The sequence below is a fragment of the Paenibacillus sp. V4I7 genome, from assembly GCF_030817275.1.
GTDB lineage: Bacteria > Bacillota > Bacilli > Paenibacillales > NBRC-103111 > Paenibacillus_E.
In genome coordinates this window covers 6,118,901-6,131,842 of sequence record NZ_JAUSZD010000002.1, presented here as the reverse complement: position 1 = coordinate 6,131,842, position 12,942 = coordinate 6,118,901, and the positions used below count along the sequence as shown (strand labels likewise).

At 46.3% G+C, this 12,942-nt stretch carries 12 protein-coding genes; 9 read left to right on the top strand and 3 right to left on the bottom strand.

Translation table 11 applies throughout. The features are described 5' to 3' along the window. Positions 1 to 105 precede the first annotated feature (105 nt). The 3 genes from QFZ80_RS28700 to QFZ80_RS28690 all read left to right on the top strand — a co-directional run bounded on the left by QFZ80_RS28700 (position 106) and on the right by QFZ80_RS28690 (position 3,227). A complete protein-coding gene (locus QFZ80_RS28700) occupies positions 106 to 1,431 on the top strand; it encodes an ABC transporter substrate-binding protein (protein WP_307552412.1) in 1,326 nt (441 codons plus the stop codon). A gap of 71 nt (positions 1,432 to 1,502) precedes the next feature. Further along, positions 1,503 to 2,378 carry a carbohydrate ABC transporter permease gene (locus QFZ80_RS28695; protein WP_307562204.1) on the top strand — a complete coding sequence of 292 codons (876 nt, stop codon included), beginning with the start codon at positions 1,503 to 1,505 and terminating at the stop codon, positions 2,376 to 2,378. Positions 2,379 to 2,402: 24 nt separating this feature from the next. Continuing rightward, positions 2,403 to 3,227 carry a carbohydrate ABC transporter permease gene (locus QFZ80_RS28690; RefSeq protein ID WP_307552416.1) on the top strand — a complete coding sequence of 275 codons (825 nt, stop codon included), beginning with the start codon at positions 2,403 to 2,405 and terminating at the stop codon, positions 3,225 to 3,227. Between the two features lie 101 nt (positions 3,228 to 3,328). Here the strand turns inward: QFZ80_RS28690 and clpP are convergent, their stop codons facing one another. From clpP to QFZ80_RS28675, 3 genes are read right to left on the bottom strand one after another with little or no spacing between them, the layout of a single operon-like run. Continuing rightward, positions 3,329 to 3,910: an ATP-dependent Clp endopeptidase proteolytic subunit ClpP gene (clpP, locus tag QFZ80_RS28685; protein WP_307552418.1), complete on the bottom strand. Its 582-nt coding sequence runs from the start codon at positions 3,908 to 3,910 to the stop codon at positions 3,329 to 3,331. 33 nt (positions 3,911 to 3,943) lie between these two features. Next, the gene (locus QFZ80_RS28680) at positions 3,944 to 4,237 is read right to left on the bottom strand and encodes a hypothetical protein (RefSeq protein ID WP_307552419.1); all 294 of its coding nucleotides are present in this window, start codon (positions 4,235 to 4,237) and stop codon (positions 3,944 to 3,946) included. A 13-nt stretch (positions 4,238 to 4,250) separates the two neighbouring features. Further along, positions 4,251 to 4,835: an ArsR/SmtB family transcription factor gene (locus tag QFZ80_RS28675; RefSeq protein ID WP_060649270.1), complete on the bottom strand. Its 585-nt coding sequence runs from the start codon at positions 4,833 to 4,835 to the stop codon at positions 4,251 to 4,253. Positions 4,836 to 5,239: 404 nt separating this feature from the next. Here QFZ80_RS28675 and QFZ80_RS28670 point away from each other — a divergent pair, with 404 nt between their 5' ends. The 6 genes from QFZ80_RS28670 to QFZ80_RS28645 all read left to right on the top strand — a co-directional run bounded on the left by QFZ80_RS28670 (position 5,240) and on the right by QFZ80_RS28645 (position 12,880). Next, on the top strand, positions 5,240 to 6,469 hold the full coding sequence (locus tag QFZ80_RS28670; protein WP_307562202.1) for a cache domain-containing protein: 1,230 nt from the start codon (positions 5,240 to 5,242) through the stop codon (positions 6,467 to 6,469). Beyond that, a complete protein-coding gene (locus tag QFZ80_RS28665) occupies positions 6,438 to 7,451 on the top strand; it encodes a helix-turn-helix transcriptional regulator (protein ID WP_307562200.1) in 1,014 nt (337 codons plus the stop codon). The genes QFZ80_RS28670 and QFZ80_RS28665 overlap by 32 nt, the downstream gene beginning before the upstream one ends. An 80-nt stretch (positions 7,452 to 7,531) precedes the next feature. Beyond that, complete coding sequence (locus tag QFZ80_RS28660; RefSeq protein WP_307562197.1) at positions 7,532 to 9,109, top strand: extracellular solute-binding protein; 1,578 nt, start codon at positions 7,532 to 7,534, stop codon at positions 9,107 to 9,109. Positions 9,110 to 9,337: 228 nt separating this feature from the next. After that, a complete protein-coding gene (locus QFZ80_RS28655) occupies positions 9,338 to 10,312 on the top strand; it encodes an ABC transporter permease (protein WP_307562195.1) in 975 nt (324 codons plus the stop codon). Positions 10,313 to 10,340: 28 nt separating this feature from the next. Continuing rightward, on the top strand, positions 10,341 to 11,204 hold the full coding sequence (locus QFZ80_RS28650; RefSeq protein ID WP_307552428.1) for a carbohydrate ABC transporter permease: 864 nt from the start codon (positions 10,341 to 10,343) through the stop codon (positions 11,202 to 11,204). Positions 11,205 to 11,281: 77 nt separating this feature from the next. Beyond that, positions 11,282 to 12,880 (top strand): extracellular solute-binding protein, encoded by a 1,599-nt coding sequence (locus QFZ80_RS28645; protein ID WP_307562193.1) that lies wholly within the window; start codon positions 11,282 to 11,284, stop codon positions 12,878 to 12,880. Positions 12,881 to 12,942: the final 62 nt, after the last annotated feature.

Below are 12,942 nucleotides of genomic sequence, written 5' to 3'. Positions count from 1 at the left end.
CAAACTTTTGTGCTACAAGAACAATACATTGTTCCTTCGAACCCTAAAAAGCTGGTGATATAGTTGATTTGTAACCAGTAAGGATATGAAATACAGGAGGGTCAAATGATGAATATGAAGAAAACAACGCTAAGTCTTCTCTCAGCAGCTGTCGTGTTGGGAGTTGCAGCAGGCTGCGGTACATCGGGCGAAAACGCTGCTAAGAACAGTCCCGCTGCTTCTTCAGAAGCTAAGAAAGCGGTCACGCTTACGATGTGGGGTGGTGTACCAGCCGAAGCCGGTCCACAGTTGGTTGTTGATAATTGGAACGCAAAGAACCCCGATATTCAGGTGAAATATGAGCGTTTTGTCAATGATGACGCCGGTAATCTGAAGCTTGATACGGCTCTTACGACAAATCAAGGTATCGATTTATATGTCAACTATACGTTATCAGCTTTATCGAAACGTGTTGATGCTGGAACAGCACTCGACCTTAGTGAACTTAAAGACTACAGTATTGACGATAAAATGGGCGCTGATGCAAAGGACTGGAAAGTAAAAGATAAGTATTACGGTCTTCCAACCAAAAAGAATGTATCTTTTGTTTGGTTGAACAAAAATGCACTTGATGAAGCTGGACTAGCCGTTCCTTCGTTAGATTGGACGATGGCTGATCTGCAGCAATATGCGGCTAAGCTCAAAAAAGGCACACGTTGGGGCTTTACAGAACATATCTCCGGATACACCAACTTTATAGATGGAGCCAGTGCGGGAGCGGGATTCACGAAAACGGATGGGACATCCAACCTAGATGAACCGACTGTTCGTAAGGCATACGAAGCTATGTTTACCATGATGCATAATGATAAATCAATGCCTCTACTTGGCGAACAATTGACGAGTAAAATGCCAACTGATTCGATGTTTTTAAAAGGCGAAACAGCTATGCTGGGAGCTGGAGAGTTTATATTCCGCAGTTCAAACAACATGAAAGATTTCCCGCGCGACTTCAAGATTGCTTTTGCCACGGTTCCTAAAGTGACAAAAGAACAGTCTACTTTTAAATATCCGGGAGGACTTGGCGACGTTATTTCCATTAATCCAAACTCGAAGAATAAAGAGCAGGCTTGGAAGTTTTTGAAATGGTATGCGGATGGTGGAATGATGCCACTTGCTGCTGGCGGACGCATTCCTTCTTCTAAAGATGCGAATGTGGAAGAAGCTATTAAACTGCTCCTTGGAGATAACGAAAAAACATATGATGTAGATTCGCTCAAAAAGGTTGTATTCGGTAAATTCCCTACGTTTACAGCAACGCTACCGCAACAGGTTGTGGATGCGCGAAGAGAAGAATATGAAAAGTATTTCTTGAAGGCACAATCCTTAGATGACACCCTTAAGAATTCGGTCAAGCGACATAACGATTACTTATCAAAAAACAAGAAATAGCAAGGAAGATGGGGGGATGCATCAAGAAAGAGGCACCTCCCTTTTTGTTCAAAAAAGGAGTGATTTATGGAATGAACTGGGCAAAAAAACAACGTAGATTAGGGTACTTGTTCATTTTACCTAATATGCTAGGCGTCATATTATTCTTTGTCGTCCCTGCCATATTTTCGCTGGGGATTATGTTCACGAATTATAAATACACATCGCCAGATATCGAATGGATTGGCCTCGATAATTTCAATAGGTTATTTCATGACCCTGTATTCTATGTTTCATTGAAGAAAACAGCCTTATTTCTTTCCGCTGTCCCTGTTTCAATCGGATTGGCCTTTCTTGTAGCTCTTGTATTGAATCGCAGTGTGTATGTAAAGAGTCTGTTACGGGCTATGTTTTTCATGCCGTACATTACGAGCGGTGTAGCTGTTGCTTTTGTATGGATGCTTTTGTTTCAGCCCTCGCAGGGACCTATTAACAGCTTTCTTCGTTCCATTGGCATTGATAATCCGCCAGGATGGATGTCTACGACGACCTCTTCGATGTACGCCATAGACATTATTTGGATTTGGTTTCTTCTTGGCTATAATATGATCATTTATTTGGCTGCCTTTCAAGAAATACCGCAAGAACAACTGGAAGCCGCAAAAATCGATGGAGCAAGCTCATGGACGACGGTTTGGAAAATTATCTTCCCGCTAGTGAGTCCCTCCACGTTCTTATTAATGATTACGGGCTTAATTACGTCGATGAAGACGTTTGGCATGATTGAAGCTGTTACGCAAGGCGGACCTGGCGGCAGTACAACGATTTTATCCTTGTTTATTTACCACAATGCGTTTCGTTACTATGAAATGGGCTATGCTTCAGCTATCTCATGGGTCTTATTCGCTATCATCTTCTTGATCACGATGATTCAATGGGTCGGTCAGAAGCGATGGGTTCACTATTAAGTTAAAAACCGGAGTTGAGACAATATGGAGATAAAATCGACCAAATTACTATATACGATTGCCATGCTGGTACTGGGTCTTTTCATGATTTTGCCGTTTCTTTGGATGATAAGTACATCTTTTAAAACACCTAATGAAGTGTTCCAGTACCCGATTCAATGGATACCCCAGAAGGTGACGTTTGAACATCATCTTAAAGTATGGACAGGCAAGGAAAGCTTTCTTATTTATTATATGAATTCGTTGAAAATAGCTCTGATTTGCATGGTTGGAGCTACATTCTTATCCGCCTTAGCGGCTTATGGATTTTCGCGAATTGAGTTTAAGGGAAGGAACCTGCTCTTCATGTTTTACTTATCTATGATGATGGTTCCACCGCAAGTGTTATTTGTTCCCAAATTTATTTTGTTTGATAAAATAGGGATTTATAATACGCACTGGGCACTCATTCTTCCTGGCTTGTTTACTATTTTTGGGGTATTTCTAATGAGACAATTTTTCATGTCGATTCCTCAGGAGATCACTGAATCTGCCTTTGTTGACGGGGCTGGCCACTTCCGTATTTTCTTTCAGCTCATGCTGCCTCTGGCCAAACCGGCGTTGGCGACCTTAGCGATTATTGATTTTTCCTGGCACTGGAATGACTATGAGAATGCCCTCGTTTTCCTGCTTGACCGTAATCTGTATACAGTCCCGCTGGGCATGCAGAATTTCATACTTGAGTTCAATATTGACTATAACGGGATGATGGCGGCTACATCTGCTGGCATTGTTCCCATGCTGCTTGTATTTCTTATTGGACAAAAATATATCATACAAGGTATTACGGGTTCCGCGGTAAAAGGTTAAGGATGATTAGAGGACTACGTTCCCTTGAAGGGCTCATTTATTACTGAAAAAACCCTAGCCAGTGGCTAGGGTTTTTCAATCTTGATTTATAGGATAAACGATTAGATTTTCTCAATTACCTTATCAATCAAACCATACGTTTTCGCATCTTCAGCGGTTAGGAAATAATCACGGTCTGTGTCTATTTCAATCTTCTCGATCGGCTGCTTAGTTGTTTCGGCAAGTATACGATTAAGTGTTCGCCGTGTTTTGAGAATGTGCTGGGCACGAATATGAATATCGCTGGCTTGACCTTGGGCGCCTCCCCATGGTTGGTGAATCATGACCTCGGCATTAGGGAGAGCGAACCTTTTGCCAGGTGCACCTGCTGTTAAGAGGATGGCACCCATGGATGCGGCCATACCTACACAGATGGTAGAAACGTCAGGCTTAATGAAATGCATCGTATCGAGAATCGCGAGTCCTGCAGAAGTGGAACCACCGGGTGAGTTGATGTAGAGAGAAATATCTTTCTCCGGATCTTCCGCGGAAAGGAACAATAACTGGGCAACAATCGCATTTGCCACTTGATCGTTAACCTCCGTGCCAAGGAACACAATGCGATCTTTGAGCAGTCTGGAATAAATATCGTAAGAGCGCTCACCGCGCGAAGATTGTTCGACAACCATAGGTATGAAACTCATAGGAATCATCCTTTCATTTTTAAGTACTATATTTTAAGAAGCTTTGCTTTGGACGGTATGACTGTGGGCAGTACGTTTTTGACCAAAACCAGAGGATACCATGATTAAACGGATCGGTTCTTCGCCATGGGTGGTTTGAAATTCACGAACGGTGAAGGTAGCTTCCGATTCATTAAGCGAGGTACCTTGACGACGATAAGAGTCGATCGAGATCACGTTGCTTCCTGAGGTTTCAGGCTTACGTTGGGCGGCTTGCTCCCAAGCAATAACAGGTGTTGCAGGTACTGCGTCATTCTGTGGTTTACTTGTTTGTTGTTCATGATTCATGGCGTTTGCCTCCTCATTCTTTCGGTTTGGGATATACGGCTAACAAGACTTGATAGGCATCATTTCCGTCTTTGCAGCCCGAGTATCGATCCACCAATTGCTGCACCATGGCAGCGTACTCCTCAACGAATGTTTGTCTTTGCTGTTCATCAGACAGATGGACCTGCAGCTGAAGTGTTGCACTAGGAATCACTTCGCCCACATCGGATTGCTCCATAAGAAGCATAGCATCTCTTCGAATCCGCTCGGATGTGGTCACAAGGTGAGCCAAAGAGCTCTGGTCCTTCAATCTCTGCAAGGTTTCAGGCTTCATACTTAACGATTCGGCCAATACGAATGTTTTGGCTATCGCTCTGTACAATACTTCGACCAGATTGCGCACTTGTCGGGTGCCTACGCGTTGAACCAAGCCTGCTTTTTCCAAAGCTTTGAGGTGATAGTTAATGCGTTGGGCCGTTTCCCCGAGTGTTCGCGCCACTTCAGCAGCAGACCCAGGTTCCAGCAGCTGAGCAATGATCTCCCCGCGAATAGGGTTCAACAAGACGGTAGCTTGCTCTGGAGACTCGATGTAATAGCTGTCTTGAATATCTTTTAGCATGGAGTGGATAGCCTCCAATACAAAGTATGTGTTACGTAAAAATATTTTATTACGTGGAAGATGAAATGTCAATGGGCGGGGTGTAAGAAAGAAGAAGATGATTTTAATTTTTGTTGGGGATGACAAATTGGTTTTGAAATAGACAATAATGTTTTGAAATGACAAATAAAGTCTTGATGTAACAAACAAAGTTTTGAAGTATAAAGTTTTTAAGTAATTAGGCGTTCACTCTATGGTGAACGCTTATTATTTGTATAGTTGTTTGTTCATTGATTTCCAACACTTGCAATCTACGAACCTCTGGCAAATCAAGCAAAAGATTGGTATATTGGTTTTACCCGAGGGCAATGGAAGATAAACATTCAGAAGTTGTACGGTATCAAGGATTGTGCGGGAGGATACTCATGAAATTCTTGTCTTTTTATAGAGATACCTTTTTTAACCGCCTCATCTTATCGCATACGGCATTAGCTGTCGTGCTGCTCGGACTTGCGGGGGGCTATCTTTACACGCAGGCCAATCAGATGATGGTGAACGAAATCGCCAGGGATAGCCAAAGCCGTCTCGTTACGGCAAAGGATTATGTGGAACGGAGCTTGCTGCAAAAATACGAAGACAATCTAAAAAATAAGGTCATACCCACCATTTTCACTCGGAACAACTCTAATTTAAATTATTTGCTGGATAATGGATGGGTAGGAAACCTTGATCTAATTTTATCCTTGCAACAGGATCTTGACATTTTTAGGAAAACATCTGAAGGCGCTTCCAATATAACCGTGTATTTTCATAAAGGAAATTATGTTGTAAACAGCGATCTTTTCATTGAAAATCCTGAAAACTCCAAGGACTTCGGTTTTATAGGGCAACTTTCGCAAATTGCTCCGAACCGGTGGATGATCCGCACATTGCCGGACGGAAAACAAGTGATGACGTATGTCGTTAAGCTCCCATATGGGATTGGCAGCTCTTCGCCGAAAGGATACCTGTATGTTGACGTCGATCTGGAGTACCTGAAGCAGGCTGTAGCTAAAATCATTACCTCCTCATTCGAGAGGTTCTATATATTCGATGCGAACGGGAATGTACTCCTGCAAACAGCCGGGGAGAATCCGGAAGAAGTCGGGCTGCTTCAGCAAGCCATCGGATCCGGCAAGACCGTCTCAAAGATCAGCGACAGTGTGCGCGGTACCATCGTATTATCGCATCTCGCCGGCTCGAAGTCGGAACTTGGTTGGACCTATGCGATAGTTCGGCCGATGAATTCATTTGTGCTGGATTCAAAACGAATGAAAACCAAAATTTTCGTAGCCTGCTGTCTTGTGCTCGTGTTCGGGCTTGCGCTTTCCTACCTGATTTCCAAACGTTTCTATCTCCCGATGAAAAAGCTGATCCAACATGTTCGCAACCTGTATCAACCGGGTCTGAACCCCGGTCATGCGAATGAATATATGATTATCGGCAGTGCGTTGAACTTCATGGGACAAAAAATCGTGAGTTTGGAATCTCAGGCCAAAAAGAATGAGATGAAAAACCTGGTGTTGGGCGCCAGTCTCGGTCTAGTACATGTGGATGGCGCTGCAACAGGAATGCCGCTATCAGGTGGTACATGCCCAACTCATCGAAGGCGATAGCGAGAAGCTTAAGATGCGATACGAGCAATTCGATCGCACCGTGCCATACGAGGTTGTTTGCTTGAATTCACAGGAAGTGGCCATCATTTACTTCCTGGATTCACGTACCGAGATGGATGATGAGATGGTAGCAGCGGAATTGGACAAAATCAAGGACGAAGTACGGGGAGATCTTCGATTCGGAGCGGGTATCGGCACTTCGGTCGTATCGCCCGAAAAAATTCCTCTTTCCTATCGAGTTGCTCATCAAGCGTATCGATATCGCTTTCTGTACGGTCCTGAAGCAATCATTCTTCATTCGAAAATTTCCGCTTTTGATCCGAAGCCGCCACTGATTCCTCTGGCTACATTTCAGAATACGCTTAAGGCTGGTGATGTAGAGGGCGCTAATCTATTTATCGATGAATTCGCTGCGATTCTGATGGAACGGAATATGCAGCTTGAATCGGTGGAACTCGCGCTTCTTCAGCTCGTTTCCGCACTGTACGAAACGATCATTGAGCTGGGGCTGCAGCAAATCGTTCCTCCCTCCAATCTGTTTGACGAACTGAAGAAAGATACGCTGGCAGACACGATGGCATCGATTCGCAGACTTTCCGAACGGATTGGGGTCCATGTGCGGGATTCAGTCAAGCATAAGCAAGCGGAAGTCATTTTCAAGCTGAAAGCCTATATCGATGAGCATTTGCACGAAGAGCTTTCGCTCAACGTTCTTTCCGAAGTTGCTTCGCTCGCTCCTGCCTACATTTCCACCTTGTTCGGCGAAGTGATGAACGAATCGTTTACCGAATACGTGACCCGAATCAGACTCGAAAAAGCCGCCTGCTTGCTGCGGGAGGACGATAAGTTGTCCGTTACGGAAATCGCTGCACTTGTCGGATATCGTAACCTGCAATATTTTCATGTTAAATTCAAAGCGCGTTTTGGCATTACTCCGGTTCAGTACAGACAAACGAAACCAACGGCGAGTGCGACCAACTAGCGGAATTTTTCCTTAAACAGCCTTTTAACGGCTGTTTCTTCCATTTCTAAATAAAGAAATTAAAAGGGGAGGACAAAACAATGAACCAAATAAAGCAGATTTTGCTTGGTCTGATGAGCATCGTCTTGTCGATGTCTCTTGTCGCGGTCGGTTGCGGCAATGAAAGCGATAGCGGGACTACACCGAAGGCATTCGTAGAAACGGCGAAACTCGAGGCCGGCGACAAACCGATCGAGATTACGTGGGCGAACAACTTCAGTCCTCCTGAAGCTGACGGCAATTATGTGCAGAAGCAGCTGGAGCAAAAATTCAACGTTAAAATCAAAAACGTCAAACTCGACCGCCAGGGATGGAGGGATAAATTTAACGTGCTGCTTGCTTCCGGACAAATTCCCGACATTTTCCCGATCGATGCAGACGAAACCGATATGGCCGCATGGGCGGACCAGGGCATCATTGCCAGCATTTCCCCGGATGAAATCCGAAACAATATGCCGAAGTATACGAAAGCGCTGGAATCGATTGACGCCGGCGCATGGAATTTCGGTTTCTATAATGAAAAGAACTGGGGGATCCCGAAAGTATGGTCTACCGGCAATTCAGGCATTATCCCCGGTTACAATGAAGCATGGCTAAAGAAGATCGGCTACAATGAGCCTCCGAAGACGCTCGCGGAACTGGAGGATGTGCTCACCAAATTCGTCAACAACGATCCGGACGGAAACGGCAAGAAGGATACGTACGGCATGTCGGGCCGAGGCAAGCTCCCGATCCAAATGTTCACTTCCGTATTCTCGACTTATGGTGTATCGCCGTATCAGTTCAAGATAGGCGCCGACGGCAAAGTCGTATATGGCGGCATCACGGAAGAAACCCGCTTGGCGCTCAAGCTCCTGAACAAGTGGTTCGAGGCCGGACTTATCGATCCGGAGTTCATTACGGCGGATAACGGTCAGCTCAATGATAAATTCGCCAACCAAAAGATCGGCATGGTCGATAACATGGGTTGGCGCAACTTTGACGCTGAATCCGGATATATTACGAAATCCGCATTGGAAAAGGGCCAACACGTTATTGCAGGAAAGCCGGTTATCGGGCCGGCCGGCAAAGCGTATGCCTTCTCCGCCGGCGCGCGTCAAGCCCCTGTATTGTTAGGCGTGCAGCTTGAGAAGGATGCAGCGAAACGGGCCAGGATTGAGCAAATTCTCGAATACGTGGCAACAAATCCGGAAGGCTGGCTGCTTACGATTTACGGTGAGAAGGGCGTCAACTACGATATGAACGGAGACTTTGTCGTTGCAAGGCCGACACCGGAGGCCTCAAAAGCCGGCGCCGGCAGCTTCTACAATCCGCTTGCGTATGTTGATACTTCCATGGTGAAATATTACACGACCAAGGAATTGCTGGATCTGAAGGCGAAGCTGGACAGCGGTTATGAGCCGCTTAGAGACGTTATTGGCCCGGCTGTATTGACTGCAAAGGCGAAATATTGGGCGAGTCTGCAGACGCTGATGGATAATTATTTGATTAAAGCCGTCATCAGCAAAGCAGATACGGATAAAGGGTTCGACGATTTTAAAGTGAATTGGTTGAAATCCGGAGGCCAAGAATTGACTGACGAAGCCAACAAGGTATATGCACAGCGGCAAAAGAAGTAATCGAATAGGAAGCTCAGCGAGGCAGAATAGCGCATTTCAGCCCCCAATTATTCCCAAACAGCCGATTTCAGGCTGTTTTTTTTCATTTCTAAAGAAATTAACATCCGATTTTGAAAGAATTCAAAAAAATTCGAATGAAATTGACATGGAAAAAGCGCTTTCAATCGTTTACATTTGGGTAGCGCAAAGGACACAACAACTCAAACTTTGAAAGGAGATGCAAAACATATGAATCCGGCAAACGCCTCTGCAGTAAGCGCTGTCAAAGAGGCCGGAAGAAAAACGGAATCCAAGTGGGGCTACACCTGGAGACAATATAAAAAGAACAAAGCTTTGTTTCTGTTATTGGCTCCTGTGCTAATCTGGTACGCCGTTTTTCATTACGCACCGATGTACGGCATTCAACTGGCTTTTAAAGATTTTTATGTAATGAAAGGGATAGTGGATAGTCCATGGGTGGGGTTTAAACACTTTCATTATATGTTTGTGATGTCCCCCGACTTTTGGAAAATCATGAAGAATACGCTTTTGATCAGCTTCTATCAAATCGTATTCGGTTTCCCGGCTCCAATCATACTGGCGCTGCTGTTTAATGAAGTCCGGCTGACGATGTTTAAGAAGGTCGCCCAAACGATCTCGTACTTGCCGCACTTTTTATCGTGGATCGTTCTCGGGGGCATTATGATTTCCCTTTTGTCACCGGAAAGCGGGGTTGTAAACTATTTCATCAAGGGGCTCGGTTTTAAGTCGATCTATTTTCTGGCAGATGAAAGCTGGTTCCGGTTTACACTGGTGGTATCCGCTATATGGAAAGAAGTCGGATGGGGCATGATTATCTATTTGGCAGCTTTGGCCGGCATTGATCAGCAATTGTACGAAGCCGCCGTCATCGACGGAGCGAACCGATGGAAGCAAACGCTGCACATTACGATTCCGTCCATTCTTCCGGTGATCACCATCTTGTTGATCCTTAGGGTAGGCCACATTCTGGATGCCGGCTTCGACCAGATCTTCACGTTATATACGCCTGCCGTATATGATGTTGCCGATGTGCTGGACACTTACGTATATCGCGTAGGCTTGCAGAACGCACAGTACAGCTTGACGACGGCTGTCGGCATATTCAAAAATGTGGTCGCACTGATTCTGGTATTATCTGCCAACTATATTGTGAAAAAATTGGGTCAGGAAGGAATTACATAACTCCATGACCCGAAAGGGATGAACAAGCATGAGACTCAGTTCCGGTGAGAAAGTGTTTCAGGTTTTCCTGATCGGATTTATCTTTATGGTGTGTGCCGCTATGCTTTATCCGTTTGCGCATGTGCTCTCGATATCGCTGAGCACGACGGCGGAGGCAGTCCGGCCTGGCTTGCACTGGTACCCGCACGAGATATCGTTTTTCGCCTGGGAGCGGGTTGTGGAAGACATCAATGTTTGGCGTGCTTTAGGAAACACCGTTTTTCGTACCATAGTCGGGACCTTTCTGACGCTCCTTGCCTTGTCGATGGCGGCTTATCCACTTTCGAAGAAGCATCTGCCGCATCGCAGCTTTTACATGATGTTTATCGTCGTCACGATGTTTTTTAGCGGAGGTCTTATTCCATCTTATCTCTTGATCAAATCGCTCGGACTCATCGATTCCCGCTGGGTCTTGATCATCCCCGGCTTGATCAGCACGTTTTCACTTCTGATTCTCCGCAATTTCTTCATGACCATGCCGGAAGAGCTTGAGGATTCGGCGAAAATGGATGGTGCCAGCGACCTGCGGATATTGTTTACCATTGTCATTCCGCTGTCGAAGCCGGTGCTCGCAACTTTGGCGCTTTGGTCCGCTGTCGGGCATTGGAACGCATGGTTCGATGCCATGATCTATCTGCAGGATCAAAAGCTGTACGTGCTTCAGACCTTCTTGAGGCGGCTTGTCATCGCTGCCGAGAGCGATCCGCTCCTGCCCCCCAAGGATGAAAATATGGCTGCGGAGACCGTCAAGGCCGCCGTCATTATGTTTACCGCACTTCCCATCCTGATCGTGTACCCGTTCCTTCAGAAATATTTTGTCAAAGGCACCTTGGTCGGTTCGCTTAAGGGATAGTTGGTTTAACCGGTGCGCTTCAGAAGCGTTCCGTTTAAATAAAATAATGAGGTACGATGAAAAGGGAGGACAAAGCAATGAGTCAAAGAAAGAAGATTTTAATGGGCTTGACGGGCGTCGTATTGTCGATGTCGCTTGCAGTCACAACCGGTTGCAGCAGCAAAACCGGAACCGAAGGTACTGCTTCACCGCAAGCTAGCGGGGGCGCAGCGACAACGGCGGCCAATGCGAAACCGATCGAGATTGTTTGGTCGAACAACTTCAATTCCCCGGAATCCGAAGAAAATCTGGTGCAGAAGAAGATTGAAGAGAAATTCAATGTCAAGATCAAAACGGTTAAGTTCGAACGCCAAGGCTGGAAGGAAAAATTCAATGTTCTGCTTGCCTCCGGACAAGTGCCGGATATCTTCCCGATCGATGCGAATGAAACCGATATGGCCGCTTGGGCTGACCAAGGTGTTATTGCCAGTCTTTCTCGGGATGAGCTCAAAAAGAACATGCCGAATTATATGAAAGCGCTGGAATTAACGGATGCCGGCGCTTGGGATGTCGGCTTCTACAAAGGAAAGGACTGGGGGATTCCGAAGGTGTGGCCGAGCGGCAACTCCAGCTTCATCCCCGGTTACAATGAAGCTTGGCTGAAGAAGGTCGGCTACAATGAGCCGCCGAAGACGCTTGCGGAGCTGGAGGATGTACTCACCAAATTCGTCAATAACGATCCGGACGGCAACGGCAAGAAGGATACATACGGTATGTCGGCCCGAGGCAAGCTCCCCATCCAGATGTTCACTTCCATTTTCGCTGCTCACGGCGTTAATCCGTACGCGTTCAAGCTGGGCGCAGACGGCAAGGTTGTGTATGGAGGCATCACCGAAGAAACCCGCACGGCGCTCAAGCTTCTGGACAAGTGGTATAAGTCAGGGCTTATCGATCCCGAGTTTCTGACGACCGACAACGGCCAGCTCAATGAAAAATTCGCCAACCAAAAGGTCGGTATGGTCGAAAACATGGGATGGGGTAACTTTGTCAATACCTCCGGGTTTATTACGAAGCCCGCAGCGGACAAGGGACAGAACGTCATCGCAGGAAAGCCGGTTGTAGGCCCGGCCGGCAAACCGTACAGCTGGTCTTACGGCGCGCGTCAAGCCCCCGTACTCTTGGGAGCACAGCTTGAGAAAGATGCGGCGAAACGGGTTAAGATTGAGCAAATCCTGGACTTCCTTGCTACAAACGACGAATACTGGCTGTTGACTGTATACGGCGAAAAGGGCAAAAACTATGATCAGCCGAACGGCGACTTTGTCGTCGCCAAGACGGATCCTGAAGCCGCAACTGCTAAAGTCGGCGCCGGCAGCTTCTACAACCCGCTTAATGCCGTAGATACTGCCAAGCAGAAATTTAATACGAGTAATGAACTGCGGGAGCTGAAGGCGAAGCTGGATGTCGGTTATGAGCCGTTGAAAGACGTTATTGTACCTGCTGTATTGTCGGCCAAGGCGAAGTACTGGGCAAATCTTCAGACGCTGCAGGATAAGTACTTGATAAAGGCAATCACAGGCGCAGCAGATACGGACAAAGAATTCGACACTTTCAAGGCGGAATGGTTGAAGGCCGGCGGCCAGGAATTGACGGACGAAGCCAACAAGGTATATACAGAGCGTAAGGCTGCGAAGTAATCTGGACAAAGCATGATCTAATTTGACCGGAACACGTCTCACGTGTTCCGGTCAAACTGATA

Bases quoted from the DNA above. Each gene is read 5' to 3' on its own strand.
- QFZ80_RS28700 (WP_307552412.1), top strand. From the start codon at position 106: ATGATGAATATGAAGAAAACAACGCTAAGTCTTCTCTCAGCAGCTGTC.
- QFZ80_RS28695 (WP_307562204.1), top strand. From the start codon at position 1,503: ATGAACTGGGCAAAAAAACAACGTAGATTAGGGTACTTGTTCATTTTA.
- QFZ80_RS28690 (WP_307552416.1), top strand. From the start codon at position 2,403: ATGGAGATAAAATCGACCAAATTACTATATACGATTGCCATGCTGGTA.
- clpP (WP_307552418.1), bottom strand. From the start codon at position 3,910: ATGAGTTTCATACCTATGGTTGTCGAACAATCTTCGCGCGGTGAGCGC.
- QFZ80_RS28680 (WP_307552419.1), bottom strand. From the start codon at position 4,237: ATGAATCATGAACAACAAACAAGTAAACCACAGAATGACGCAGTACCT.
- QFZ80_RS28675 (WP_060649270.1), bottom strand. From the start codon at position 4,835: ATGCTAAAAGATATTCAAGACAGCTATTACATCGAGTCTCCAGAGCAA.
- QFZ80_RS28670 (WP_307562202.1), top strand. From the start codon at position 5,240: ATGAAATTCTTGTCTTTTTATAGAGATACCTTTTTTAACCGCCTCATC.
- QFZ80_RS28660 (WP_307562197.1), top strand. From the start codon at position 7,532: ATGAACCAAATAAAGCAGATTTTGCTTGGTCTGATGAGCATCGTCTTG.
- QFZ80_RS28655 (WP_307562195.1), top strand. From the start codon at position 9,338: ATGAATCCGGCAAACGCCTCTGCAGTAAGCGCTGTCAAAGAGGCCGGA.
- QFZ80_RS28650 (WP_307552428.1), top strand. From the start codon at position 10,341: ATGAGACTCAGTTCCGGTGAGAAAGTGTTTCAGGTTTTCCTGATCGGA.
- QFZ80_RS28645 (WP_307562193.1), top strand. From the start codon at position 11,282: ATGAGTCAAAGAAAGAAGATTTTAATGGGCTTGACGGGCGTCGTATTG.